At 71.2% G+C, this 25,364-nt stretch carries 20 protein-coding genes and 1 pseudogene; 10 read left to right on the top strand and 11 right to left on the bottom strand.

The window, feature by feature from the left end; genetic code table 11:
• The first annotated feature begins 47 nt into the window (after positions 1-47).
• Both ACIQBL_RS31465 and ACIQBL_RS31470 read left to right on the top strand, forming a co-directional pair.
• Positions 48-3,032 (top strand): glycoside hydrolase family 2 TIM barrel-domain containing protein, encoded by a 2,985-nt coding sequence (locus tag ACIQBL_RS31465; RefSeq protein WP_401947446.1) that lies wholly within the window; start codon positions 48-50, stop codon positions 3,030-3,032.
• Between the two features lie 426 nt (positions 3,033-3,458).
• Positions 3,459-3,527 (top strand): annotated as a pseudogene (locus ACIQBL_RS31470) (hypothetical protein); the annotation flags it as partial.
• A 98-nt stretch (positions 3,528-3,625) separates the two neighbouring features.
• Here ACIQBL_RS31470 and ACIQBL_RS31475 read toward each other — a convergent pair.
• Positions 3,626-4,072 carry an SRPBCC family protein gene (locus tag ACIQBL_RS31475; RefSeq protein WP_401947449.1) on the bottom strand — a complete coding sequence of 149 codons (447 nt, stop codon included), beginning with the start codon at positions 4,070-4,072 and terminating at the stop codon, positions 3,626-3,628.
• A gap of 491 nt (positions 4,073-4,563) precedes the next feature.
• Here ACIQBL_RS31475 and ACIQBL_RS31480 point away from each other — a divergent pair, with 491 nt between their 5' ends.
• Positions 4,564-5,550 (top strand): ATP-binding cassette domain-containing protein, encoded by a 987-nt coding sequence (locus ACIQBL_RS31480; protein WP_401947452.1) that lies wholly within the window; start codon positions 4,564-4,566, stop codon positions 5,548-5,550.
• Positions 5,547-6,332, top strand: coding sequence for an ABC transporter permease (locus ACIQBL_RS31485; RefSeq protein ID WP_401947454.1), 786 nt, complete (start codon positions 5,547-5,549; stop codon positions 6,330-6,332). Before ACIQBL_RS31480 ends, ACIQBL_RS31485 begins: the two co-directional genes overlap by 4 nt.
• Here the strand turns inward: ACIQBL_RS31485 and ACIQBL_RS31490 are convergent.
• Both ACIQBL_RS31490 and ACIQBL_RS31495 read right to left on the bottom strand, forming a co-directional pair.
• Entirely contained in the window at positions 6,313-9,444 is a 3,132-nt protein-coding gene (locus ACIQBL_RS31490; RefSeq protein ID WP_401947456.1) for an ATP-binding protein, read from the bottom strand. The two genes, ACIQBL_RS31485 and ACIQBL_RS31490, sit on opposite strands and share 20 nt — an antisense overlap.
• Positions 9,445-9,453: 9 nt before the next feature.
• Positions 9,454-10,680: an MFS transporter gene (locus tag ACIQBL_RS31495; protein ID WP_401947458.1), complete on the bottom strand. Its 1,227-nt coding sequence runs from the start codon at positions 10,678-10,680 to the stop codon at positions 9,454-9,456.
• A 323-nt stretch (positions 10,681-11,003) separates the two neighbouring features.
• Here ACIQBL_RS31495 and ACIQBL_RS31500 point away from each other — a divergent pair, with 323 nt between their 5' ends.
• The 4 genes from ACIQBL_RS31500 to ACIQBL_RS31515 are packed head-to-tail and all read left to right on the top strand — an operon-like array spanning position 11,004 to position 14,399.
• Complete coding sequence (locus ACIQBL_RS31500) at positions 11,004-11,444, top strand: MarR family winged helix-turn-helix transcriptional regulator (RefSeq protein WP_401947459.1); 441 nt, start codon at positions 11,004-11,006, stop codon at positions 11,442-11,444.
• Between the two features lie 29 nt (positions 11,445-11,473).
• Complete coding sequence (locus tag ACIQBL_RS31505) at positions 11,474-13,231, top strand: MFS transporter (RefSeq protein WP_401947462.1); 1,758 nt, start codon at positions 11,474-11,476, stop codon at positions 13,229-13,231.
• Between the two features lie 32 nt (positions 13,232-13,263).
• On the top strand, positions 13,264-13,830 hold the full coding sequence (locus ACIQBL_RS31510) for a cysteine hydrolase family protein (RefSeq protein WP_401947464.1): 567 nt from the start codon (positions 13,264-13,266) through the stop codon (positions 13,828-13,830).
• On the top strand, positions 13,827-14,399 hold the full coding sequence (locus ACIQBL_RS31515; RefSeq protein ID WP_401947466.1) for a YbhB/YbcL family Raf kinase inhibitor-like protein: 573 nt from the start codon (positions 13,827-13,829) through the stop codon (positions 14,397-14,399). Before ACIQBL_RS31510 ends, ACIQBL_RS31515 begins: the two co-directional genes overlap by 4 nt.
• A gap of 120 nt (positions 14,400-14,519) precedes the next feature.
• On the opposite strand, the gene ACIQBL_RS31520 is transcribed toward ACIQBL_RS31515, so the two are convergent.
• The 4 genes from ACIQBL_RS31520 to ACIQBL_RS31535 form a co-directional block, all read right to left on the bottom strand.
• Positions 14,520-15,416 carry a sugar phosphate isomerase/epimerase family protein gene (locus tag ACIQBL_RS31520; RefSeq protein ID WP_401947469.1) on the bottom strand — a complete coding sequence of 299 codons (897 nt, stop codon included), beginning with the start codon at positions 15,414-15,416 and terminating at the stop codon, positions 14,520-14,522.
• A gap of 346 nt (positions 15,417-15,762) precedes the next feature.
• The gene (locus tag ACIQBL_RS31525; RefSeq protein WP_401947471.1) at positions 15,763-16,995 is read right to left on the bottom strand and encodes a cysteine desulfurase-like protein; all 1,233 of its coding nucleotides are present in this window, start codon (positions 16,993-16,995) and stop codon (positions 15,763-15,765) included.
• A gap of 267 nt (positions 16,996-17,262) precedes the next feature.
• Positions 17,263-18,066 carry a response regulator transcription factor gene (locus ACIQBL_RS31530; protein ID WP_401947474.1) on the bottom strand — a complete coding sequence of 268 codons (804 nt, stop codon included), beginning with the start codon at positions 18,064-18,066 and terminating at the stop codon, positions 17,263-17,265.
• A gap of 192 nt (positions 18,067-18,258) precedes the next feature.
• Positions 18,259-18,753 carry a PaaI family thioesterase gene (locus ACIQBL_RS31535; RefSeq protein ID WP_401947476.1) on the bottom strand — a complete coding sequence of 165 codons (495 nt, stop codon included), beginning with the start codon at positions 18,751-18,753 and terminating at the stop codon, positions 18,259-18,261.
• 103 nt (positions 18,754-18,856) lie between these two features.
• Between ACIQBL_RS31535 and ACIQBL_RS31540 the strand changes: the two genes are divergently transcribed.
• A complete protein-coding gene (locus tag ACIQBL_RS31540; protein WP_401947478.1) occupies positions 18,857-19,339 on the top strand; it encodes a winged helix-turn-helix transcriptional regulator in 483 nt (160 codons plus the stop codon).
• On the opposite strand, the gene ACIQBL_RS31545 is transcribed toward ACIQBL_RS31540, so the two are convergent.
• The 3 genes from ACIQBL_RS31545 to ACIQBL_RS31555 all read right to left on the bottom strand — a co-directional run bounded on the left by ACIQBL_RS31545 (position 19,328) and on the right by ACIQBL_RS31555 (position 23,692).
• On the bottom strand, positions 19,328-21,385 hold the full coding sequence (locus ACIQBL_RS31545) for a GH92 family glycosyl hydrolase (protein ID WP_401947481.1): 2,058 nt from the start codon (positions 21,383-21,385) through the stop codon (positions 19,328-19,330). The two genes, ACIQBL_RS31540 and ACIQBL_RS31545, sit on opposite strands and share 12 nt — an antisense overlap.
• A 218-nt stretch (positions 21,386-21,603) precedes the next feature.
• Positions 21,604-22,794 (bottom strand): DNA gyrase subunit B, encoded by a 1,191-nt coding sequence (locus ACIQBL_RS31550; RefSeq protein WP_401947484.1) that lies wholly within the window; start codon positions 22,792-22,794, stop codon positions 21,604-21,606.
• Between the two features lie 253 nt (positions 22,795-23,047).
• Entirely contained in the window at positions 23,048-23,692 is a 645-nt protein-coding gene (locus tag ACIQBL_RS31555; RefSeq protein ID WP_401947486.1) for a TetR/AcrR family transcriptional regulator, read from the bottom strand.
• A 149-nt stretch (positions 23,693-23,841) separates the two neighbouring features.
• Between ACIQBL_RS31555 and ACIQBL_RS31560 the strand changes: the two genes are divergently transcribed.
• Entirely contained in the window at positions 23,842-24,909 is a 1,068-nt protein-coding gene (locus tag ACIQBL_RS31560) for a medium chain dehydrogenase/reductase family protein (RefSeq protein WP_401947488.1), read from the top strand.
• Positions 24,910-24,922: 13 nt separating this feature from the next.
• Here the strand turns inward: ACIQBL_RS31560 and ACIQBL_RS31565 are convergent, their stop codons facing one another.
• Entirely contained in the window at positions 24,923-25,354 is a 432-nt protein-coding gene (locus ACIQBL_RS31565) for an NUDIX domain-containing protein (RefSeq protein ID WP_401947491.1), read from the bottom strand.
• Positions 25,355-25,364 lie beyond the last annotated feature (10 nt).

The raw sequence follows: 25,364 nt of genomic DNA on the forward strand, positions 1-25,364 counted from the left end.
TCGAATGCAATGCCCCCGTTCCGCTCTCACGAAAGCGTTGTGACCTCTTGCTCCCCGAGTTCTCCCCCCATGTCTTCGACCTCGCACCCGGCCGTGGCGCACTGCGCCCGGCCCGCTCCTGGCTGCACTCCGACGCGGAGTCCCTTTCCCTGAACGGGTCCTGGTGCTTCCGCCTGTCCCCCACGGCGTCGGTGGCGGAGGACTTCGCGGCCGAGGGCTACGACGCCCACGGCTGGGACCGCATTCCCGTGCCCTCCCACTGGGTGCTTGAGGGGGACGGGGCGTACGGCCGCCCGATCTACACGAACATCCAGTTCCCGTTCCCGATCGACCCGCCGTACGTCCCGGACGAGAACCCGACCGGCGACTACCGCCGCACCTTCGACGTCCCCGCCGGCTGGTCGGACGCCGAGCGGGTCGTGCTGCGCTTCGACGGTGTCGAGTCCCTCTTCCGCGTGTGGGTCAACGGCGTGGAGATCGGCAGCGCGAGCGGCAGCCGGCTCGCCCACGAATTCGACGTGACAGCCGCCGTACGGACTGGCGAGAACGTCGTCGCCGTGCGGGTGCACCAGTGGTCGGCGGCCAGTTATGTCGAGGACCAGGACCAGTGGTGGCTGCCGGGCATTTTCCGCGATGTCACCCTCGTCGCCCGCCCGGCCGGGGGCATCGAGGACGTCTGGCTGCGGACCGGCTTCGGCGACGGGCACGGGCGCGTCGAGGCGGAGATCACCGCCGCCGCCACGGCGTTCCCGGTCACCCTGCGCATCCCGGAACTCGGCGTCGAGCGGGTCTGGGCCGCGCCGGACGACGTGGCCCCCTTCGACATCGCCGACGTGGAGCCCTGGTCGGCCGAGCGGCCTCGCCTGTACGACGCCACGGTGTCGACGGGCGCGGAGACAGTCACCCTGCGGGTGGGGTTCCGTACCGTCGAGATCCGGGGGGACCAGTTCCTGGTCAACGGGCGCCGTGTCGTGTTCCACGGCGTGAACCGGCACGAGGCCCATCCCGAGCGCGGCCGTGTCTTCGACGAGGAGCACGCGCGCGAGGACCTGGCCCGGATGAAGCGGTTCAACGTGAACGCGATCCGCACCAGCCACTACCCGCCGCATCCCCGGCTGCTCGACCTCGCCGACGAGCTCGGGTTCTGGGTGATCCTCGAATGCGATCTGGAGACGCACGGCTTCGACAAGGTCGGCTGGGTCGGCAACCCCAGTGACGATCCGGCCTGGCGCACGGCGTACCTCGACCGTATCGAGCGCACCGTGGAGCGGGACAAGAACCATCCCAGCATCGTGATGTGGTCGCTCGGCAACGAGGCGGGCACCGGCAGCAACCTCGCCGCCATGTCGGCGTGGGTCCACGCCCGGGACGCCGAACGCCCCGTGCACTACGAGGGCGACTACACCGGCGAGTACACCGACGTCTACTCGCGCATGTACGCGTCCGTGCTGGAGACCGAGCAGATCGGCACCGACGGCTCACGCGCCCCGCTCCTCAACTGCACGCCCGCACAAGGCGCCAGGCAGCGCACCAAGCCGTTCCTGCTGTGCGAGTACGCGCACGCGATGGGCAACGGGCCGGGCGCGTTCGACCAGTACGAGGCACTGGTGCACAGGTATCCGCGCCTGCACGGCGGCTTCGTCTGGGAGTGGCGCGATCACGGCATCCTGGCGACGACCCCGGACGGGACGCCGTACTACGCGTACGGCGGCGACTTCGGAGAGGTCATCCACGACGGCAACTTCGTGATGGACGGCATGCTGTTGAGCAATGACGTCCCGACTCCCAGCCTGCACGAGTTCAAGGCCGTCGTGGCACCGGTGCACTTCGCCTTCGCCGGCGACAAGGTCGCGATCGCCAACCTTCGCCATACGACCGACACGTCGGACCTGCGTTTCCGCTGGCGCGTCGAGCACGACGGAGTCCCGGTGGGTTCAGGTGAGTTGGAGGTCCCGCGCGTCGCGGCGGGCGAGTCGGTCCAGGTGCCGCTGCCGGCGATCCCGGTGTCGCACGACGCGGAGACCTGGCTGACGATCGACGCGGAGTCGGCGACGGAGACAGCTTGGGCACCCGAGGGCCATGTCATCGCAACTGCCCAGCTGGACAGGTCACTTCGCCGTCCTGTTCCCGGTGCCCGGCACCGAGGCGGCTGGCAGCCCGGCGACGGGACACTCACGCTCGGCATCGCGGAGTTCGTCGGCGGGTCTCTCGTGAAGCTGGGCGAACGCGCCGCGGCGGGGCCCCGGTTGGAGCTGTTCCGGGCGCCGACCGACAACGACGAAGGCGCGTGGGGCGAGGTCCACGAGAGCGACGCGAGCGTCTCCGGGGTGTCCAACGCCGAGCTGTGGCGTCGCGACGGCCTGGACCGGCTGACCTCGCGACGGGTGTCCGTGGAGCAGACCGAGGACGCGCTGCGCACGGTCGACAGGGTCTCGGCCGCCGACTCGGGCCTGTCGGTGCTGGTGGAGTCCGTCTGGTCGCGGGAGAGCGACGGCGAGGTGGAGCTGCGGGTGGAGATCCAGCCCTCGGCCGGCTGGCGGACGGTGTGGCCGCGGATCGGGGTGCGCTTCGACCTGCCCGACGGCGGCTCGTCTCCCGTCGACGGCGCCGAGTGGTTCGGTCTCGGCCCGCTGGAGTCCTACCCCGACAGTGTCCGCGCGGCCCGCACCGGCCGCTTCGCCGCCACTGTCGGCGACCTCTCCGTGGACTACGCGCGCCCGCAGGAGACCGGACACCGCTCCGCGCTCCGTCGGCTGGACCTGACCAGCGGCGGCGCCGAGGTGCTGCGGATCGTGGCGCTGCCCGACACGCAGGGACGCCGTCCGGGCTTCACGCTCAGCCGCCACACCCCGCAGGAGATCGCCCGGGCCGGGCACCCGTACCAGCTGCCGGAATCGTCGACGAGCCACCTGTTCGTCGACGCCGCCCAGCACGGGCTCGGCTCACGGGCCTGCGGTCCGGACGTGTGGCCCGAGTTCGCGCTGCGCCCGGAGTCCCGGACGATCAGGCTCCGTATCACGGCACCGCACTAGGCGCGTGCGCGGCTGAGGGCGCGGTCCCGCACGGCGGCGACCGCGCCCTCAGTATGGGAAGGAACGACTGCCGTCCCGGCGCGACCGCCCCGGTCGTCCCCGTGGGAAGGAGTTCCCCGTGTCCACGCTCCTGTCGGTGAATGTCGGTATGCCGAAGGACGTTGCCTGGCAGGGCAGGCACGTCCGCACTGGTGTCAGGATCGGACAGCGTCCTGGACATGTAGGGCCAACCCGCAGCCCCACCAGGAGAAGAGGTTCTTCGAGGAGGCCAACTGCCTTGCCCCTGCGGCCCATTCGTGTGTCGGGAGGTAAAGGAGGCGCTCGATCCGGGCGCGGTCCGGCACAGGACCCTGATCGGCCGTCACCTTGAGCGCCGAAGCCGCCGTGCTGTGCCCCAGCCGCAGCGCGCGTTCCACCGGGCATCGCGTGCTGCCGACGCCGTACAGCCACAACTACCTGTGGCTGCTGCCCGGCAAGACACAGACCGTCACGTCGCCATGGCCGGCCGGGGCCCTGGCCTCAGGTCATCCGCTGCTGACGGTGGAGGCGTACAACAGCCGCCCCTCGACGGCGCGTTCACAGGGACCGGCCCTTCAGGAGGCCTCCACCGCCGTCTTGATCCGTTGCCCGAACCCGGGCCCGTCCTTGCGTGCCGCACTCAGCGCGAAGCCCACGAGCAGCTTGCCGATGCCGTGGCCTTCGAGGACGTTGAAGATCCGCACCTTGGTCGTGCCCGGACCGGTGGATTCCAGGTCGTAGCCGCCCTCGTCCGCCGTGACGACGTTCTTGGAGGTCTCCGTCCAGCGGATGCGGTGGGGTGCATCGAGTTCGGTGATCCGGAATTTCCGGCCGGTCTTCATCCCGGCGTCCTTGACCGTGCTGGTGAAGATCGTTCCTACGGCCGTCGGGCCCTCCGGAGTCTTGGTGATCTCCTGGACCCTCGGGCTGAACTTGGGGTCGTTCGTGCCTGCGGCGAGGAAGGCGAAAACCTCCTCGATGGGGCGGTTGATCTCGGCTGTAGCCTCAAACTGACCGGCCACGATTCCTCCTGTGCTGCGGTTGGAGTTCCGGCTGGGTACCCGCTGATCCGCCGAGCACTCCCAGCCTATCGGCGCGGCTCCGCCCGTGCTCCTCATGAGCGTGGGAGAGCACGCTCTCGGCGTTCCCGCACGGCGAACGGGAACGCGTACGCCCCGAGGACGTGGGCCCGCCGCACTGGTCCCGGCGCCGCACCCCCGGGTTGCGCCGCGAGGAGGTCGCCCAGCTCGCGCACATCTCCGTGAACCGCTACAGCAGCCTGGAACGGACACGGGCAGGTCATCCCTCGCACACCGTCCTGACCCGGCATCGCCCGTGCGCTGCGCCTCTCCGACCAGGAACGCGCCCTCCGCTTCCGCATCACCGGTGAGGCTGCGCCCGAGCCTGTCCAGAACCACCTGATCCGTGTTCCGTCGCCCTCAGCCGCCCGGTTCCAGGGCGCTGAAACCCTCGTGAAACCGCGCTGAATGCGCCCTGCCGCACGCTCTGCGGCATGACGACAACGACCGACGAACTCGCGATCTCAGCCACCGGGCTGCGCAAGGCCTACGGGGACAAGACGGTCCTCGACGGCATCGACCTGGCGGTGCCGACCGGCACCGTCTTCTCCCTGCTCGGTCCGAACGGCGCCGGCAAGACCACCGCCGTGAAGATCCTCTCCACCCTCGTCACCGCCGACGCCGGCGAGCTGCGCGTCGGCGGTCACGACCTGGCCACCGACGCGCAGGCCGTGCGGGCCCGGATCGGTGTCACCGGGCAGTTCTCCGCCGTGGACGGCCTGATCACCGGCGAGGAGAACATGCTCCTCATGGCGGACCTGCACCACCTGTCCAAGCGGGAGGGACGGCGGGCCGCCGCCGAGCTGCTGGAGCGCTTCGACCTCACCGAGGCCGCGAAGAAGCCCGCCTCCACCTACTCCGGCGGCATGAAGCGCCGCCTCGACCTCGCCATGACGCTGGTCGGCGACCCCCGGATCATCTTCCTCGACGAGCCGACCACCGGTCTCGACCCGCGCTCCCGGCACACCATGTGGGGCATCATCCGCGAGCTGGTCTCCGGTGGCGTGTCCGTCTTCCTCACCACCCAGTACCTGGAAGAGGCCGACGAACTCGCCGACCGTATCGCGGTGTTGAACGACGGCAGGATCGCCGCCGAGGGCAGCGCCGCGGAGTTGAAGCGGCTCGTCCCGGGCGGACACGTCCGGCTCCGCTTCACCGACCCGGCCGCCTACCAGTCCGCGGCCGTCGCCCTGCGCGAAGTCACTCGCGACGACGAGGCTCTCTCGCTCCAGATCCCCAGCGGCGGCAGCCAGCGCGAACTGCGTTCCATCCTCGACTGGTTGGACGCGACCGGCATCGAGGCGGACGAACTGACCGTGCACACCCCCGACCTCGACGACGTGTTCTTCGCCCTCACCGGCGCCACCGAGGTCCCCAGCCAGACCGACCAGGCCAACCAGCCCAAGGAGAACGTCCGATGAGCGCCCTCTCCCTCGCCGTCCGCGACTCGTCCACGATGCTGCGCCGCAACCTGCTGCACGCGCGCCGCTACCCGTCCCTCACCCTGAACCTGCTGCTCACCCCGATCATGCTGTTGCTGCTCTTCGTCTACATCTTCGGCGATGTGATGAGCACGGGCATCGGTGGCGCGGACCGCTCCGACTACGTCGCCTACATCGTGCCGGGCATCCTGATGATGACCATCGGCGGCACCGTGATCGGCACGGCGGTGTCCGTCGCGACCGACATGAACGAGGGCATCATCGCCCGCTTCCGGACGATGGCGATCCACCGCGGGTCCGTGCTCGTCGGGCACGTCGTCGGCAGTGTGATCCAGTGCGTGGCCAGCGTGGTCCTCGTCGGTGCCGTCGCCGTGGCCATCGGCTTCCGCTCCACGGACGCCACCGCCCTGGAATGGCTGGCCGCGTTCGGGCTCCTCGCCCTGTTCTCCCTGGCGCTCACCTGGATCGCCGTCGGGATGGGCATGGCCAGCCCGAACGCGGAGGCGGCCAGTAACAGCGCGCAGCCGCTGATCCTCCTCCCGCTCATCTCCAGCGCGTTCATCCCGGCCGACACGATGCCGGGCTGGTTCCGGCCGATCGCCGAGTACCAGCCCTTCACCCCGGCCATCGAGACCCTGCGCGGCCTGCTGCTCGGCACCGGGATCGGCAACAACTGGTGGATCGCGCTCGCCTGGTGCGTCGGTCTGACCGTGCTCGGCTACCGCTGGTCGACGGCGTCGTTCAACCGCGACCCGAAGTAACCGCCATGACAGCGCGGGCCGCGTCCCGCAACTCGTCCCGCCCCAGGGCGGCGTACTCCGACACCGCGTCGGCGTACGCCGCCCTGTCGGCGTCCTCGGCCGCCTCCCTGGCACTGTCCGCCGACATCGTGGGCTGGAACTCCCGCATCACCCGCAGCCGTTCGGCCAGCGCGAGCATCCGTACGGCACCGGTGTCGCCGGACGCGAGCCCCGCCATGCCTAGAGCGTGCAACATCGTCCCGAACATGGGGAGTTCGGCGGGTGAGCCGACCGGTTCGGCGAGCATCGCCCGCAGCCGCCCGCGCAGCCGGTCGACCACGTTCGCGACCAACTCCAGTCGGCCGGCCCGCGCGTGGGCCGTCACCGCCACCGACTGGATCAGATACGCCCACGGGTCGAGCCCGGCGTCGGCGTCGCGCGGGCCGGCCGCGAGCATGCGCTCCACCGCCCCGCGCCACAGGCCGAGTCCGACCTCCGTCAGTCCGCGCGCGAGGGCGATCTCGGCGCGCCCGCCGAGGTCGGGCCGGTAGAAGTCGTCCTCCATAGCGGTGTTGTCGCTCTCCGCCTGCCGCAGCCAGTACTCGGCCTCGTCGGCGTCGCCGCGCTGCAGACAGGCCAGGACGAGGAGCGAGCGGATGCCGATGTAGTCGTGCCCGTCGCCGAGCCTCGGCAGCACATCGAGGGACGCCTTGAGATGTTCGTACGCCTCCTCGCCCCGCCCCGTCCGCAGGCACAGCTCGCTCAGCCGGGAGTGCACCATGAGCTGCACCGACGGGTTGTCGACGGGTGCCAGTCCGACGACCGTCCGGCGGGCCGAGACGAGCGCGCGGTCGATGTCGTGCTCGAACTCCCAGACGTAGCAGGCGAGGCACTCGGCGATGCCGGAGAGCAGAGCCCGCTCTCCCTCGCCTTCGCCTTCGCAGAGCCGGCGCAGCACGTCGTAGTCGGGAGGCCGTATCTCGGGGACCGCGCTCAGCACGATCGCGGTGGCGCGCATCAGTGTGTCCGGTGGGGCCGGTGGCAGCCGTCGGAGGGTGACGAGTTGGCGTACGGCGCGGGGGCCCGGGCCCATGAACACGGTCACCGTGCCCAACACGGCGGCGGTGCGGGCGACTTCGACGTATGCGGGCGCGGGGTGGTAGTGCGACAGCGCCGGTCCGGTGTCCGCGGTGAGGGCGACGAGGCGGGGGTAGTTGGTGCCGGTGGACCACAGACTGGCGAGGACGGCGGCGGTGGCGGCGGTGGCGGGGTCGTCGTCGCGGGCCAGGGCGTGGCGCAGGGCCGACACGAGGTTGTCCTGCTCGGACTTGATCCGCTCCCAGGCGCCCTGCGCGTCCGGGCCGAAGAGCACGTCGTGGTGCGCGAGCCCGAACTCCCGCGCCCAGTCGAGGAATTGGCCTACGGCCTCGTCGTCCTCGCCGGCCTCCGTACGCCGGGCCGCGCTGAACTCCCGTACGGTCTCCAGCATGTGGAACCGGACGCCGGCCGGGGTGTCGGCGACGGTGAGCAGTGACTGATCGGCCAGCTGCTCCAGCAGGAACAGCGCGTCGTCGCCGAGCACTCGCTCCGCCGCTTCGCCGGAGAAGCCGCCGGGGAAGACGGACAGGGTGCGCAGCGCGGCCCTGGCGTCCTCGGCGAGCAGGTTCCAGCTCCACTCGACGACCGCGTGCAGGGTGCGGTGGCGTTCCGGTACGTCGCGTGCCCCGCCGCGCAGCAGCGCGAACCGGTCGCCGAGGCGGCGGGCGATGTCCGGAACCGACAGGACGCGTACCCGCGCCGCCGCCAGCTCCACGGCGAGCGGCAGCCCGTCGAGGTGGCGGCAGAGCTCGGCCACCGCGTCCGGCGGCAGTTCCACGCCGCTTCTGGCGGCCCGGGCCCGCTGGGTGAACAGCTCGACCGAGGTGGCGAGACCGAGTTCCGGCAGCGCGTACACCGCCTCCGAGGTGAGGCCCAGCGGGGACCTGCTGGTGGCGAGGACCCGCAGGTCCTTGGAGGACGAGACCAGGGCCTGTACGAGGTCGGCGGCGCCCCGGACGACCTGCTCGCAGTTGTCGAGGACCAGCAGTGCGGGCCCGGCGCCGAGCACGCCGAGGATGCCGGTCACCGGGTCTCCCGAGGCGGGCCCGCCCAGGGCACCGGCACCGAGCGCGGAGGCCACCTCGGCGGCCACGTCCGCGTCCGCGGTGACACCGGCGAGCGGCACGAAATACACCACCCGTTGCTCGGCCCGGCGGCTTACGGCATGCGCGAGCCGGGTCTTCCCGAGACCGCCGGGGCCTACGACGGTGACGGCACGGGAGACACGCAACAGCCCTTCCACCGCGGCGATGTCCTCGTCCCGGCCCAGCAACGGGTTCGGCTCGTGCGGCACACCGTGCCTGGCCACGGGCGCCTCGCCACGCAACAACTCCTGCTGTACGGCCTTCAGTCCGGCACCGGGATCCGTGCCGAGGTCGTCGCGCAACTCACGGCGGTAGGCCTCGTACCGGGTCAGCGCGGCGGACGGACCGGCCGTCGCCGCCTCGCCGCGCAGCAGTTCGGCGAGCACCTCCTCATCGCGCGGATGCGCTACGGCGGCCACGGCCAGCGGCCCGGCGGCCTCCGCGTGCCGCCCGAGGCGGGCGAGCGCGAGCGCCTGCGCGCGGACGAGCGCGTCGCGGACGGGGGCGCGCTCGGCGCACAACGCGGCCACGGGGTCGTCGGTGTCGCCGCCCTCGTCGGGGGTGCCTTCCCAGAGTGCGAGTCCGGACTCGGCCGCCGCCAGCGATCCCGCGTGGTCCCCGGCCCTTGCCCGGTCCGCGCTCGCGGCGGCGTGCAGCAGCAGGGCCGAGCTGTCGACCTGGTCCTCGGCGAGGGCGAGCCGGTATCCGGTCGGCGTGTTCACGATGAGGTCCGCGCCCAGCTGCGACCGGGCCCGGGACACGAGGACCTGCAACGCCTTTCCCGGCCGCTCCGGCAGCTCGTCCGGCCACAGCCCCGCCACCAGCCGCTCGGTGCTGCAGCCCGTGCGCAGGTCGCCCGCGAGCAGTGCGAGGAGTCCGCGCAGCCGGGGCGCGGTGACCTCCTGTCTTCGATGGGCGACTCGCGGCAGCAGGGTCAGGTCAATGGTCACCGGTGCAGATTAACCAAGGTCCCGTCCCAGGCGTGCGAGAGGAGACAGCGCGATCACCGCCGGGGACAGCATCATGCCTGCCGCAGTCACCAGGAGGCTGGTGCGCAGCCCCAACTCCTGGGCGAGGAAGCCGCCGAGCAGAGATCCCAGCGGGCTCAGTCCCATGCCGACGAACGTGATCGTCGCGGCGGCACGACCCTGCATCCCGTGCGGGGTCACGGCCTGCCGGACGGCCATGACCGTGACGTTCACCAGCTGCCCGCCGATCCCGAACACGAAGTTGACCGCGAGGAGTACGGGAATCGTCGTCGCGGACGATCCGTGCAGCGCGGGCACCCACAGGAAGACGCCGTCGCCGAGTGCCGCCGCGACGACGAGCACCGTGCCGTGGCCGAAGCGCCTCGGCAGCCGGGCGGCCAGCATCGCGCCGACGAGCGCCCCCGGACCGGTCGCCGCGAGCGCCAGGCCCACGGCGGTGCCCGACAGGTGCAGTTCGCGTGGGAGGAAGAGCAGGTAGACGGTCATCGTCGCCGCGAAGAAGAACTGGAAGGGGGCGGCGGCGAGGCACACGGTACGCAGCGAGGAGTCGCCGACGACGAAGCGCAGGCCCTCATGAATCCGCCGCCACACCCGAGGGGGACACTCCATACGTGCCGGGAAGGATTCGGTACGACGGATCCGGCGGACCGACAGGAACGACAGCGCGAAGAAGAACGCTCCGGAGGCGACGGCGATCGGCGCCGACAGCAGGGTCACCAACGCGCCGCCGAGAGCGGGGCCGCCGATCAGGGTCGCCGACCGGCTGCCCTCCAACACACTGTTGGCACGCACCAGTTGATCGTGTGTCACCAGCCGTACGACAGAGGCCTGGTAGGCCACGTCGAAGTACACGGACAGGGCCCCGGAGGCGGCGACCACCACGAACAACGCGGGCAGTCCGATCCGGTCGAGCAGTGCGGCTGCCGCTGCGGCGCCCAGAACCATCGTCCGGCCGAGGTCCGCCACCCACATCACCGTGCGCGTCCGCCACCTGTCCACCCAGGCTCCGACGAAGAGCGAGAGCAACAGGACCGGTGCCTGTCCCGTCGCGCGCAGGGTGCCCAACTCGCCGGAACCGATGTCGAGTGTCAGCACGGCGAAGAGCGGAAGCACCACCAGGCTTGTCTGCTCGCCGAGTTGGGAGGCTGTCTGGCCCAGCCAGAGCCGACGGAAGTCGTTGTTCGAAGTGGACGGCACAGAGATCCCTTGCGTTGCCGACAACGAGACCCGCGACCCGGCACGCGGAAGGCGCGCCCGGGGTTCGGGCGGGGAAAGGCTCGCTGTGCCGCAGCATCGAGGGCGGCACGCGATGACGGGCCGATCACGGCCTACGACGTCAACGCGCGCCCGGACGACCGGGCATCTCTGGGCTCCAACTCCTCGTCGATCACTCGCTGTTCGGACAGTAGCCCGTGGATGCCCGCTGCGAAAGGCGATTACCGCTCCCCTCGGAGCCCTCGCTCGTGCGGAGCCGGCCCAGGCGAATTTACTAAGGCAGCTTTATAAAGTAGCCTTAGTACATGAACGACGACCCGGACCCGAACACGGTCGCCTCTGCCCTGCTGGCGAGCATCGGCGTGCTGGTACGACGAGCCCGCCAGGTACCGGTCGAGGGCGGACTCACGATGCCCGAGCGGACCGCCCTGTCCCAGTTGGACCGAGCGGGCCCCACGACCTCCTCGGCGCTGGCCCGCGAGGCACAGATCACCGCGCAGGCCATGGGGGCGACGCTCAACGCGCTGCGGGCCCGCGGCCTGGTGGAGCGCCGCCCGGACCCGGACGACGGCCGGCGCGTGGTGCTGACGGTGACCGACGCGGGCCGGCAGGCGCTGAAGGACAAGCGCAACGCGCGGGCCGAACTCCTCGCCCGTGCCATGACCAGCGGGGCGTTCACCCCGGCGGAGCTGAAGCAACTCGCGGCGACCACAGCGCTGTTGGAGCGACTCGCCCAGAACATCTGACGTCGACGGAGCCACGAGGAAGCGGAACGATGACAGATCCTCCCCAACCGCGCGCCCCGCGCCGCCCGACCGTCGGCGACCGGTACAAGTGGACGGCGCTGACGAACACGACCGCCGCGGTCTTCATGTCCGCGCTGGACGGCTCCATCGTGCTGATCGCCCTGCCGACGATCTTCCGAGGCGTACACCTGGACCCGCTCGCGCCGGGCAACATCGCCTACCTGCTGTGGATGATCATGGGCTACCGGCTGGTCCAGGCCGTGCTGGTGGTCACGGTGGGGCGCCTGGGCGACATGTACGGCCGGGTCCGGATCTACAACTCCGGGTTCGCGGTCTTCACCTTCGCCTCGGTCCTGCTGTCCTTCGACCCCTTCGACGGCGGCCACGGAGCGATGTGGCTGATCGCCTGGCGGGTGCTCCAGGCCGTCGGCGGCTCGATGCTGACCGCGAACTCGGCCGCGATCCTGACCGACGCCTTCCCCGAGGAGCAGCGCGGCTTCGCCCTGGGCATCAACCAGGTCGCCGGCCTGGGCGGGATGTTCATCGGTCTGGTCGCCGGCGGTCTGCTGTCGGCCTGGGACTGGCGGGCGGTGTTCTGGGTGAACGTGCCCATCGGCGTGTTCTTCACGGTGTGGGCGTACCGCACCCTGCGCGAGACCGCGAAGCACGACGGCGGCCGTATCGACTGGTGGGGCAACATCACCTTCGCGGTGGGCCTCAGCTCCACCCTGATCGCGATCACCTTCGGCCTCCAGCCCTACGGCGGCCACACCATGGGCTGGACCAACCCCCTGGTCGATGTGCTGACAGCCGGCGGACTGCTCCTCCTTGTGGCCTTCGTCGTCATCGAGAACCGCGTCTCCGCGCCGATGATCCAGCTGAGCCTCTTCCGTCAACGGGCCTTCACCTTCGGCAACTTGGCCGGTCTTGCCATCTCGATCGGCCGGGGCGGGATGCAGTTCGTGCTGATCATCTGGCTGCAGGGCATCTGGCTCCCGCTGCACGGCTACGCCTACGGCGACACTCCCCTGTGGGCCGGCATCTTCATGCTGCCGCTGACCGCGGGCTTCCTCGCCGCGGGCCCGGTGTCCGGCTATCTGTCGGACCGGCTCGGTTCCCGGGGGCTGGCCACCGGCGGCGCGCTGCTGTTCGGCGCCAGTTTCCTGGGGCTGATGTGCCTGCCGATCGACTTCGGTTACTGGATCTTCGCGGTGCTGATCGCGCTCAACGGGATCGCCAGCGGGATGTTCGCCTCCCCCAACTCCTCCTCGATCATGGGGAGTGTGCCCGCCCGGTCGCGCGGTGTCGCCTCCGGCATGCGCGCGACCTTCCAGAACTCCGGCACCGCCGTCTCCATCGGTGTGTTCTTCTCCCTCATGATCGCGGGGCTGGCCGGGAGTCTCCCGCACACGCTCACCGCGGGACTGCGACAGCAGGGCGTACCGGCCCACTTGGCCACCCAGGTCGGCGGCCTGCCCCCGGTCTCGTCCCTGTTCGCCGCGCAGTTGGGCGTCAACCCGATCCAGCACCTGCTCCAGCCCAGCGGCGTCCTCACTCATCTGACGGCGGCGCAGCAACACACCCTGACCGGAAGCGAGTTCTTCCCGACCCTGATATCCGGGCCCTTCCACTCCGGCCTGGTCATCGTGTTCGCCTTCGGCGCCGCCCTCGCCTTCCTCGCCGCGATCGCCTCTCTGCTGCGCGGCACCGGTACCGGCCCCACGGCCAAGACCCCGGGACCGCGCGAGGCGGCCACCGGCGACGCCCTCGCACGACCGGACAGATAAGACAACGACAGACAACAGGAGAAGCGACTCCCATGCCACTGACAACGATCGACCCCGTGTCCGCGCTCGTCGTGGTCGACCTGCAGAAGGGCCTCGTCCCCGCCCTCACCGACGATCCGATCACCACCGCCGTCAAGCAGGCGACCCACCTGGCCACCGAGTTCCGACGGCACGGTCTTCCCGTGGTCCTGGTCAACGTCACCGGACGCCCGCGGGGCCGTACCGACACCGGTCGGTCCGCCAACAGCGTGGCGCCGCCCGCCGGTTGGGCCGACCTCATCGACGAACTCGACGTACAGCCGACCGACCACCTGATCACCAAGCGGCGGCGCAGCGCGTTCCACGACACCGGACTCGACACGCTCCTGCGGGACTTGGGCGTCACGCAGGTCGTGCTCTGCGGCATCGCGACCGGCTCGGGCGTCGAGTCGACCGCGCGCTCGGCCTCCGACCACGGCTACCACGTCGTCCTGGCCACCGACGCCATGGGCGATCCCGATGCCGAGGCCCATCGCCACAGCGTCGAGCGCGTCTTCCCCAAGCTCGGTGAGACCGCGACCACCGCCGAGGTCGTCGACATGATGGAAGGGACCCGATGACTCTCCTGGGCCGACTCCTGCGCAACCGCAGAGCAGGCGAGACCCACACGGCGTGGAACCTGGCCAACCTGCGGGGACCCGACCAACTGTCCCTCACCAGCGAGGACTTCGGGGACGGCGACACCATGCCGCTGAAGCACTGCGCGAAGCAGATCGGCGGCGCCGACCTGTCCCCTCACCTGGCCTGGACCCCGCTCCCACCCGGCACCGCACAACTCCTCCTGGTCGTAGAGGACATCGACGTCCCCATGGCCAAGCCGGCCGTGCACTGCCTCGCGCTGATCGACCCGGCGACGGGACACCTGGAGCCCGGCGCCCTGTCCGCACGGCAGCCCGGCCCGGGGGTGCGGGTGCTCCGCTCCACCATCGGACGGGGCTACCACGGCCCGGCGCCCGTCAAAGGCCACGGGCCACACCGCTACGTCTTCCAGTTGTTCGCCCTCGCGGCTCCCGTGGAGAACGCCTCCGGCGCCCCACCGGTGGACCGGGCCCGACCCCGCGCCCTCCTGCCCACCATCACGGCACCCGTCCTCGGCCGCGGTCGCCGCACCGGGGTGTTCGAACGCTGACCCGCCAAGCCGCGCCGCTCGCCCCTACCTCACGAGTGCCGCGGCACTCCGGTCCGCCGACGTGCCAGGTCTGGTTTCCTCGTCCACCGCACCAGACCCGTATACGACTGCGCGACGCGACTACGACTGCGCGACGACGCCGCGCAGCACCGAGCGCAGGTGTTCGGCGCTGGCCCACACGTCCTCGACCGGACCCTTGGTCGTGGGCTCCTCGGTGAGGATGGTGTCCTGCTCCAGGACGTACCAGCCGTCGTAACCGCGGGCGCTGAGGTGGCTGACGATGGCCTGGACGTCCACGTCGCCCGCGCCCAGCGGGCGGTACATGCCCTTGCGCACGGCGTCGGTGTAACTGAGCTGTCCCGACTGGACCTTGGCGGCGAGGGAGGCGTCCACGTCCTTCATGTGGGTGTGGGCGATGCGCTCGGGCGCCTGGCGGGTGAGTTCGGCCGGGTCGGTGCCGCCGATGAGCAGGTGGCCGGTGTCGAGGCAGAGCGAGATCGCCGAGTGCTCCAGGACGCGTCGGACCTCGTCGCCGTTCTCGATCATCGTGCCGACGTGCGGGTGCAGGACGGCGCGTACACCGCGTTCGGCGGCCAACGCGGCGAGCCGGTCGAGGTTGGACAGCAGCAACTTCCAGCCGTCGGCGTCGAGTTCGGGGCGGGAGTCGTAGCCGTCCTGGCCGGTGACGGCCGACAGGACGAGCACTTCCGCCTTCGAGGCGTCGTAGCCCTCCAGGAGCAGCTCGGCCTCGGGCAGCGGGTCGTGGCCGGGCACGTGCAGCAGCAGCGGGGTGAAGCCGCCGACGGCGTGCAGGTCGTGGTCGGCGAGTGTCCGGGCCATGGCGTCCGGCGCGGCGGGCAGGAAGCCCTCGGGGCCGAACTCGGTGGCGGCCAGACCGACCTCGCGCATCTCGTTCAGCACCCGCTCGGGCGTCAACTGGTAGCCCCAGCCCGGCACTTCGCACACACCCCAGGAGATGGGAGCACCGGCGATCCTGTTCAGGGGGGAGGTGGTCATGCTGTGGCCTTTCCGGGGTTCAGTGGGGGTTGCGGGGCGAGGGGCAAGGTGAAGGTCGTCGCCCGGCGCGTCATACCCAACAGACGGGATGCCTGCCATCGGCTTCCGATCAGCAGTTCCGCAGGCGCCATTGCCTTCTCCCTCCAGAAGCCGTCCAGGCTGACGCGGTACTGATCAGCCGACGGCCAGGCCGTTCACATGGGCGCAACGGTAGAGGGAGTGCGGGGCAATGTTGAAGAGCGGAATCCATCATTAACCCGTCATTGCATACATCTTTTTTCCCTCATCCGCGGCTCGTCCACGTCGTCGCCGTTCACCTCCTCGCCGCCCGTCTCCGAGGCCACCTCTAGCAGGACTGACGTGGCTGCTTCAGGAACAGCGCCAGTCCGGCCAGGAGACGGTCGACGTCCTCGGTGCTGGTGTAGGGCGCGAGGCCGATGCGCAGGCCGCCGGTGTCGCCCAGGCCGAGGTGGCGGGAGGCTTCGATGGCGTAGAAGGAGCCGGAGGGTGCGTGCACGTCGCGTTCGGCCAGGAACCGGGAGGCGTCCTGTGTGCCGTGTGCGCCGTAGGACTCGTCGAAGGTGAGCAGCACGGTGGGTGTGCGGTCGGCCGCGTTCGAGTGGACCGTGATCCCGTCCAGGCCGGCGAGTCCCTGGTCGATGCGCGTGCGCAGGGTCTCCTCGTGCCGGTGGAGTGCCGCGAGGCCGGCTGTCAGGCGCTCGCGGCGACTGCCGGTGGCCTCGGTGTCGAGGCCGGCGAGGACGTCGACGGCGGCACTCGTGCCCGCGAGCAACTCATAGGGCAGGGTGCCGAGTTCGAAGCGCTCGGGTACCTCGTCGGAGGACGGCAGGAGTTTGTCCGGCCGCAGGGTGGCGAGCAGCTCGGGCCGGGCGGCGAGGACGCCGTGGTGCGGGCCGAGGAACTTGTACGGCGAGCAGACGTAGAAGTCCGCCCCGAGCTGCCCGATGTCGACCAGGGCGTGCGCGGTGTAGTGGACGCCGTCGACGTGGACCAGGGCGCCCGCCTCGTGGGCCAGGCGGGACATCTCGCTGACCGCGGGCCGGGTGCCGATGAGGTTGGAGGCGGCGGTGACGGCGACGAGCCGGGTGCGGTCGGACAGGGCGGCGCGGAGGTGGTCGAGAGTGAGTTCGCCGGTCGCCGGGTCGAAGTCCGCCCAGCGGACGGTGGCGCCGACCCGCTCGGCGGCCTGGATCCAGGGGCGGATGTTGGCGTCGTGGTCGAGGCGGGTGACGACGACCTCGTCCCCGACCGACCAGGTCGCGGCGAGGGTGCGGGCGAAGTCGTAGGTGAGCTGGGTGGCGCTGCGGCCGAAGACGATCCCCGAGGGCCGCGCGCCGAGGAGGTCGGCCATGGCCTCGCGGGCTCCGGTGACGATGGTGTCGGCGTTGCGCTCTCCGGCGGTCACCCGGCCGCGGTTCGACAGCGGGTTCGCCAGCGCCCGCGTGATCGCCTCGATGACCGGTCGGGGGGTCTGGGTGCCGCCGGGACCGTCGAAGTAGGCGGTGCCGCCGCTCAGGGCGGGGAACAGGGCGCGCAGGGCGGTGATGTCGTAGGCCACGGAAGTGAGCTCCTGTCGGTGCCGAGTGCGGGCCTCGGGGACCCGGGTGTCCAGGACGATCATCGGACATCGAGGGGATTCGGGGCAGTGGGCGGGGTTCCGTGTCCCGTTGGGCGCGCGTACCGCCGGGCCGTGAGGCAGCAGCCCGAGGTCTCACCACCCCGCCCGACACGGACATCGACCGGCCGCGAGCCAACGGCCCGGCACCTCGGCGCCCCGCCCGAGACGCACACCGACCGGCTCCCGGCCACCGGGCGCCCCAGAACCTCAACGCCCCGACCGCCGCGGCAACAACCCGATCTCCTGCGCCCGCAACACCGTACTCACCCGGTCCCGCGTCCCCAGCTTCCGGTACAGGCTCTCGACGTGCTTGTGCACCGTGCGTACGGAGATGCCCAGGCGGTGGGCGATGGCGGCGGCCGTGAGGGCGTCGGCGAGCAGGAGGAGGACGGTGACCTGGCGGGGCGTGAGCCGGGAGTCCGCCGTCGCCTCCGTCGCCTCGGGCGGGGCGGTGGTCGCGCGCCACTGCTCAAGGAGTTGCCGTTGCTGTTCCACGCCGGCCAGCAGGGGCTGCATCTGCTCGGCGGCCCGGACGTGGTCCTCGGTGAAGTCGGATCCGGCGCGGTAGACGAGGCAGCCGGTGACCGGGGTGGCCGTGCCCGGCAGCGGGATCGCGAGAACGTGGTCGGCGTCCATCAACCGGCTGATCGTGCCCGCGGTCCTGCTGTGCGCCCAGCCCCTCCCGGCCATCCGGTGCGCGGTGCCGGGGAGGCGGACGGCACCGGCCGTGGCGTAGTGGTCCGCGAAGGGGTAGCCCCGGCGGAGCACCGTCATCGCCTCGTCCCCGAGGTCGTCGATCCGCCCGAAGTGCGCCGCGGCGGCGGGCGAGAGACCCATCGCGCCGGTCCGGTCCGTCCACTCGCCGAGTTTGTAGATCAGCGCCTCTCCCCCGCACAGGCCCGGCAGGGCCGCGGCGACCAACGGCCACAGCCGCTCGGGATCCCGCTCGTGCAGAGCGGCCACCGCCACCGCCAGCATGCGTTCGTACGCCCCGGCCGGCCCGCCCGTCATACGCCCTCACGATCCCGCGTGCGTCACTTTCACGTACCCACACCCACGTACGTACTTCTCCCCATACCACCACGGTCACGGCGCCCGGCAAACTTCACAGCGTTCCGCCGACGCCTGCGACCGTGAGGATCAGGGGAGTTGACGGTACGGATCCGCCTGCGCGGGGGACAGGCGGATTTCGGACGTCGCGGGTCAGGCACCCGCGACGGGAAACAGCAGGCAGCTGCTCGTGGCGTGCGCGAGGAGCCGGTCCTTCCCGTCGAACAGCTCGGCCTGGGCGAGCGCGGTGCGCCGGCCCGCGTTCAGGACGGTGCCGACGGCGCGGATCCGCCCGGTGTCGGCGGTGACCGGGCGCAGGAACCGCACGCTCAGGTCGAGCGACGTGTATCCCATGCCCTGCGGCAGAGTCGACTGCACCGCGCACCCGGCCGCCGAGTCGAGCAGGGTGGCGAAGACCCCGCCGTGCACGCTGCCGATGGGGTTGTAGTGCTCCTCCCCCGGTATCAGGGAAAACACCGCGTGCCCGTACTCCACCTCGTCGAGGGCGAAGTTCACGGTGGCGCCGATCGGCGGTGCGGGCAGGCGTCCGGCCATCACTTCCCGCAGGAACTCCAGCCCCGTGGCCTGTCCTACGGCGGCTGCCGAGACCCCCGGGTCCTCCCACTCGTACGTGCGTGACCGACCCATACGGCGCCACCTCCCGGCTGACTTCTTCCATCAAAGCTAGATGAAAATTAGGTCCGGCGACAGCTGGCTGTCAATGACAGAGCCAGGTGGCTAAGGTGGCCGCATGGAATGGCTCGACGTGAGCACGGAGAACTGCCCGGTCCAGAGCGCGCTCGATCTCGTCGGCGAGAAATGGACGCTGCTGATCCTGCGGGACGCCTTCATCAGGGTCCGGCGCTTCGACGACTTCCGGCGCCATATCGGGCTCTCGGACGCGGTGCTCGCCGACCGGCTCCGCAAGCTGGTCGCGGCCGGTGTCCTGACGACCGTGCCCTACCAGCAGGCGGGGAGCCGGACCCGGCACGAGTACCGCCTGACCAGCAAGGGCCGCGATCTGTGGCCCATCCTCATGGCGCTGCGGCAGTGGGGCGAGACGTACGCCGCCGACCCCGAGGGACCGGTCCTGGACGTCCGGCACACCGCGTGCGGCGCGCCGGTACGTGTGGTGGTGGAGTGCGACGGGCCGCACGGCGCACTGGCGCCGACCGAGGTGACGGCTGCCCCCGGCCCCGCGGCCCGTCCCGTACGAAGTCAGCTACCGGAGTGAGTGCTTGGGCGCGGCCGAACCGACCGTGAGCGAGGTGCCGTCGCCCCGGTGGACAGTGGCCGTGGGGAACAGCGGTGCGCTGCGCGCGAGTTGGGCGCTGCCGGGGACCTCGGGGTACAGGCCGAGGCTCGCCCACACCGCCCAGGACGACATGGCGCCGAGGTCGTCGTTGCCGACGAGTCCGCCGGGGGCGTCGCTGAACAGCGTGGACAGGGCGCGGTGTGCGACGGCCCCGGCACGGTCGGTGTGGCCGACGTGGGTGTACGCCCAAGGGGTGCCGAACGAGGGCTCGTTGCCGAGGTAGGCGTAGGGCTCACCGGCGCCCGCGTTGAGGCTGCTGAAGAAGGTGTCGAGGCGGGCGGTGACGGCGGCGTCACCGCCCATCGCCGCGAACAGGCCCGGCAGGTCCTGCGGAACCATCCAGGTGTACTGGGCCGCGTTGCCCTCCACGTACTCCGTCTTCTGGGCCGGAGTGAAAGCCGGCCAGGTACCGTCGGCGGCGCGCGGCTGGAGGTAACCGGTGGCGGGGTTGAAGAGGTTGCGCCAGTTCCCGGAGGCGCGCAGCAGGGTGGCGTACGCGGTCGAGTCGCCCAGCCGGTGGGCGAGTTGGGCGAGCGCGTAGTCGGCGACGGCGTATTCGAGGGTGGTGGAGACCGAGCCCCAGACGCCCTTGGTGCCGGCGGGGACGTAGCCGAGGGTGTCGTACTGCTGGTGGCCGGGGCGCTGGCGGTCGTCCTGGCGGTCCGCGAGGGCCGTGCGCAGCAGGGTGGCGGCGTCGAAGTCGGTGCCGCCGAAGGCGTGGATCGCGGACGCGACGGCGGGCAGCGGGTCGCCGACCATGACGCCGCTGCCGCCGTTCGCGAGGGTCCAGCGGTCGAAGTAGCCTGCCTGCAGGCCCTGGTTGAGGACGGACTGGGCGATGTCGGAGGCCTCGCGCGGCGCGAGCAGGGCCAGGAGCTGGACCTGGCAGCGGTAGACGTCCCAGCCGGAGAAGTTCGCGTACTGGACGTGCCCGGCGCGGGTGCGGTGGACGAGCCCGTCCATGCCGGTGTAGCGGCCGTCGGTGTCACTGAAGACGCTGGGGTGCAGGAGCGCGTGATAGAGCGCGGTGTAGAAGACACGGCGCTGGGCGTCCGTGCCGCCGCCGACGGTGACGCGGTTGAGCCACTGGTTCCAGTCGGCGCGCACGGCCTGCTGGATCGTGTCGTACGACCGTGCCTCCTGCTCGGTGAGCGCGTTGCGGCGGGCGCCCTCGACGTCGACGAAGGAGACGCCGACCCGGGCGGTCACCGTGCGCACGCCGGGCGCGAAGGTGACCATGGCCGCGCCCGCCTTGCCGTCGGGGTGGGAGCTCTGGGCGAAGGGCTGGTCGAAGGTGGCGTGGAAGTAGAGCCGGTATCGGTTCTTGGACTTGCAGAAGGCACCGCTGTCGCTGTACCCGGACAGCGTGTCAGTGCCGATGTCGACCGATCCGGTCGCCGCCGTGAACGCCTTCGCTGCGTCGATGCTCAGCGCGGCGGGGCGCGTGTCGGTCGCCGGGTAGGTGAAGCGGGCGATGCCCGAGTGCTGGGTGGCGGTCAGGTCGGTGCCGATGCCGTTGTCGAAGGTGACGTGGTAACTGCCGGGCGCCGCCTGCTCGTTGGCGTGCGAGAACGTGGCGTACGCCGGCGGTACGGTCTCCTGGGTGGGCATGAAGGGCACGTTGCCGTAGGCGGCGCAGCCGGCTCCGGAGATGTGCGCGAGGCTGAAGCCCCGGATGCGGTTGTCGCCGTAGGAGTAGCCGCCGTGCTGGTACGTCACCGTGTCGGGGCTCCACTGCACCCCGCCGAGCGGCGCCGAGGCCCCGGGGAACGTGTTGCCGGCGCCGCCGCCGTGTCCGAAGTCGGGGCCGCCGGGGGCGGTGCCGACGAAGGGGTTGACGTACCGCGCGAGGTCGTCGACGGCCCGGGGCCGGGACGTCCCGTCCGCCCGGACCGGGGCGGCGGCCGCCCCGGTCGCCACGAGCACCGAGGCCGCCAGCACGGCCCGAAGCAGGGGAAGTCGCACCACGTTTCTCCAGCCAGACAGGGAACCCGCCGCCCGCGCGGCGCCGGACCGCGAGTCTCCCCAACACGGCCTCCGCTCCCGTGCCGCCACACCGTCCGGACGCGAGGACCAGCCGGTCGGGTCAGCACTCCCCCACCTGTCGGGACGTGCCGCGGGCCACGTGCGGGCGGCGGCACCGCTGCGAGTACGGGCCGTCCTGACAGACCGTCCGGGGCTGTTCAGTCCTGGTGGTTGCCCCCGACGACACGGTCGACGACCTCCGCCGCCCGCTCCGGCTGTTCCTCGAACCAGTCGGCGAGGTACTCCTGAACGGCCTCCGCCACGCAGACCCGCACGTCGGTGTTGCCCAGCAGCCCGCGCGTGCAGCCGAGGAATTCGGGACGGTCGAGCTTCACCGACACCACCGCGGTGAGGCCCTCTCCGATCCGGTCGGCGCGGAGATCGGGGTCCGCCGAAGCCAACAGCCCCCGTTTCCGCGCGTACGCGGTGACCGCTGCCGCGACTCCGTCCCGGAAGCCGTCCACGTGCGTGCCGCCCTCAGAAGTGGCCCGGCTGTTGGCGAAGCCGCGTATCGACTCCTCGTGGGAGTCCTCGTGGGAATCCTTGTGGGCGCCGTTCCACAGCAGGGCCACCTCCATCGTCCCCGCCATTCTCGGGTCCTCCCGCTCGAAACCGATGACGTGTGGATCGAGGGCCGCACCCCTCTCCGCGCCGAGGGCTGCCACGAAGTCCCGTACTCCGTCCGGGAATTGGTACAGCACCGACCGGGGTCCGTCCGCGGGGCGTTCGTCGGTCAGGGAGATTTTCAGGCTCCGGTTGAGGAAGGCGACCTGCCGGAAGAGCTCCGCCAGTTCGGTGAACGAGCACGACGTCGTCTCGAAGATCTCGGTGTCGGGCCAGAAGGAGATGGCCGTGCCGCATCCGGTCGCCGGCCCTACGGCAGCGGGCGGTTCGACGGCGACACCGCGCGCGTACGCGTACACCCGGCGGGCCCCCTCGCCCCGCACCTCGGCCGTCATCCGACTCGACAGGGCGTTCACGACGAAGAGCCCCACGCCGAAAGGGTACGCGGCAGCGATGTGCCGACCACGGGTCTCGAACTCGTCCTGGAGACTGGTCAATTGGGCTTCGAGGTCCGGGCCGCCGGTGTCCCCGTCGGCCTCGGACGAACCCCCGCTTCCGTCGTCCGCGACCCGTACGCCGCCGTCCGCCGTGAGCGTGACCTCGACGGAGCCGGCACGGCCCGCCAGAACCTCGTTCACGGCCCGGCCGACGACCTCCAACACCATGTGCCGCGGGCCGCGTTCACCGGTCGACCCGACATACATTCCGGGCCGTTTCCTGACGACCCGCACCCCGTCGAGCACCTCGATCCGGGCAGCGTCGTACTCCATGCCTTCCGCGCTCACGAAGACCCCTCCCATGACATCCGGTTGATCTCCACAGCCTAGGTGGAATCCGGGAAAACACCAGGTCAGAGACGTTTCGACAAGACCGTAGACGGGCGGGCGGCGGCGTGCCGGGAAGCGGGTGGCCCGGCTGCCGCGCACCGCCTCCGGAAGGTGCCCGAGGGCCCTTCGAAGGCGCTTACGGCCCTGATCCGGGCGGCCCTCGGGGCTCCAATTCCAGTACGTGACAGGCCGATCGGCCTCGCCGTGCCAACTACTCGGCCAGGCCCGCCAGTTCGGACTCGAACAGCAGGGCGGGGTCGAAGCCGGTGCCCGTGAAGTGTCCCGCGAGTTCCAGGGACAGGACGCCGTGCAGGCGGGTCCAGAAGGTCAGGGCGCGGTGGAGGGCGGCGGGCGGAGCGGGGTGGTCGCCCGCCCAGTCCCGATGGTTTTCGAGATGCGCGGCGAAGGGTGCCGTGGGGCCGTCCGACGGCAGCGCCGCCGAGGCGTCCAGCAGGGCCGCCATGATCTCGGACGCGATCCCGGTGACGTCGTCCGGCGCGTGGTAGCCGGGGACGGGTGTGCCGTAGATGAGGAAGTACCGCTGGGGGTCGTCGAGGGCCCAGCCGCGCAGGGCGCGGGCCAGGCCGAGCAGGTCGGCGCCGGACTCGGCGGCCGTGCGGACGGTGTCGGCGAGGCTTCGGTACGCGTCCCGGATGAGCTCGGTGATCAGGTCGTCGCGGCTGGCGAAGTAGCGGTAGAGGGCGGGTCCGCTCATGCCCATGCGCTTGGCGATCGCGTTGAGGGAGAGCGCGGAGGCGCCCGCCGTCGCGATCTGCTCCCACGCGTGTTCCTTGACCTCCGCGCGCACCTGGTCGCGATAGCGCTCACGCGGGGTTTTCGTGCCCGTTTCCGTCATGGCCGGCCGCCTTCCACCCTCACAGGACTACACACTCAAGCTTCAGTTAGAAGGTATCACGAACGCTCTTGACGACCCCTTCTGGCGTGAGTTAGAACTTATAACGAACACGAAAGCACATAGCTCACTGCGGACAGCAACGGACGCCGATGGAGGTCGCCATGAACAACACAGACAGCACCGACAACACCGCCGACTCACTCGTCGAGGTCGTCCTGCCCGGCAAGGTGGAGCCGGAGGGCCTGGAGGTCCGGCACGGAGCCGTCCCCGTCACGGGCCCCGGCCAGGTCGTGATCCGGATGGAGGCGACCGGGGTCTCCTTCGCGGAGCAGCAGATGCGGCGGGGCAAGTACTACGACCAGCCGCTGTTCCCGTTCGTCCCCGGCTACGACCTGGTCGGCACCGTCCTCACCATCGGCGCGGGCGTCGAGCCCGGCCTGGTCGGCACCCGGGTGGCCGCGCTGGTCAAGGTCGGCGCCTGGGCCAGCCATGTGCGCGTCGACGCGGCCGACGTGGTGCCGGTGCCCGAGGGGATCAGCGCGGCCGAGGCCGAGACGGTGGTCGTCAACGGCATCACCGCCTGGCAGATGCTGCACCGCAAGGCCCGCGTCCGCGCCGGCGACACGATCCTGGTGCACGGCGCCAACGGCGGCGTCGGCACCGTCCTGGTCCAACTCGCCCACGCGGCGGGCGTGCGCGTGATCGGCACGGCATCCCCGCGCCACCACGACACGCTGCGCGACCAGGGCGTCGAGCCCGTCGACTACCGCGCCCCCGACCTCGCCGCACAGGTCCGCGCGCTCGCCCCTCGCGGGGTGGACGCCGTCTTCGACCATGTCGGCGGCCCCGGCATCATCCAGTCCTGGCACCTCCTCGCACCGGGCGGCACGCTCGTCGCCTACGGCAGCGCCTCCACCCGCGACGACGAGGGCTCGAAGCAGTTGCCCGTGCTCAAGCTGCTGGGCCGGGTCTGGACGTGGAACGCGCTGCCCAACGGCCGCCACGCCTACTTCTTCAACGTCTGGGCCGGCCGCGCCCTGAGCAAGAACCGGTTCCGCGCTCAGCTGCGCGCCGACCTCACCCAGGTCTTCGCGGCCCTCCAGCGCGGCGAGGTCCACGCCCGGATCGCCGCCCAACTGCCGCTCACCCGTGTCGCCGACGCCGTACGCCTGGCCGAGTCCGGCACGGTCGCCGGCAAGGTCGTACTGACGCCGTGACCCGGCCCTTCCATCACCCCCACTCCTCGACATGCGCGAGCACGTATGCGGCCAGCTCGGCCGGTTGCAGGTTGAGTGCCGCCACGGCCGGACGGCTCAGCGCGACCCTGACCGGTTCGAAGTCACCGGTGTCGGGGTCGTCGAGTTCGGGACCGTGGCGGCGGTCCAGGTCCATGTCCAGCAGGGCGGCGAGGAAGTAGTGCTGCACGACGGTGGTCGTCCCGCGCGGTTCGGTCAGGGTCAGGAACTCGGTGGCGGGACCGATCGTGGCACCGATCTCCTCCATCGCCTCCCGGCACAGCGCCGCTTCGAGGTCCGCGTCCTCGGGCTCGACGTTCCCGCCTACGGTCGTGCAGTAGGGATCACCGCCCGGCCAGCCGCGCCTCAGGAACACCAGATGACCCTCGTCGAGCAGAACGACACGCGCCTTGTGACGGACCCTCATGGGCCGGAGC

The organism is Streptomyces sp. NPDC088350 (genome assembly GCF_044753545.1).
Taxonomy (GTDB): Bacteria; Actinomycetota; Actinomycetes; order Streptomycetales; family Streptomycetaceae; genus Streptomyces.

Coding starts and splice junctions, on each gene's coding strand:
- ACIQBL_RS31480 (WP_401947452.1), top strand. CDS start 4,564: ATGACGACAACGACCGACGAACTCGCGATCTCAGCCACCGGGCTGCGC.
- ACIQBL_RS31485 (WP_401947454.1), top strand. CDS start 5,547: ATGAGCGCCCTCTCCCTCGCCGTCCGCGACTCGTCCACGATGCTGCGC.
- ACIQBL_RS31500 (WP_401947459.1), top strand. CDS start 11,004: ATGAACGACGACCCGGACCCGAACACGGTCGCCTCTGCCCTGCTGGCG.
- ACIQBL_RS31505 (WP_401947462.1), top strand. CDS start 11,474: ATGACAGATCCTCCCCAACCGCGCGCCCCGCGCCGCCCGACCGTCGGC.
- ACIQBL_RS31510 (WP_401947464.1), top strand. CDS start 13,264: ATGCCACTGACAACGATCGACCCCGTGTCCGCGCTCGTCGTGGTCGAC.
- ACIQBL_RS31515 (WP_401947466.1), top strand. CDS start 13,827: ATGACTCTCCTGGGCCGACTCCTGCGCAACCGCAGAGCAGGCGAGACC.
- ACIQBL_RS31520 (WP_401947469.1), bottom strand. CDS start 15,416: ATGACCACCTCCCCCCTGAACAGGATCGCCGGTGCTCCCATCTCCTGG.
- ACIQBL_RS31530 (WP_401947474.1), bottom strand. CDS start 18,066: ATGACGGGCGGGCCGGCCGGGGCGTACGAACGCATGCTGGCGGTGGCG.
- ACIQBL_RS31535 (WP_401947476.1), bottom strand. CDS start 18,753: ATGGGTCGGTCACGCACGTACGAGTGGGAGGACCCGGGGGTCTCGGCA.
- ACIQBL_RS31540 (WP_401947478.1), top strand. CDS start 18,857: ATGGAATGGCTCGACGTGAGCACGGAGAACTGCCCGGTCCAGAGCGCG.
- ACIQBL_RS31555 (WP_401947486.1), bottom strand. CDS start 23,692: ATGACGGAAACGGGCACGAAAACCCCGCGTGAGCGCTATCGCGACCAG.
- ACIQBL_RS31560 (WP_401947488.1), top strand. CDS start 23,842: ATGGAGGTCGCCATGAACAACACAGACAGCACCGACAACACCGCCGAC.
- ACIQBL_RS31565 (WP_401947491.1), bottom strand. CDS start 25,354: ATGAGGGTCCGTCACAAGGCGCGTGTCGTTCTGCTCGACGAGGGTCAT.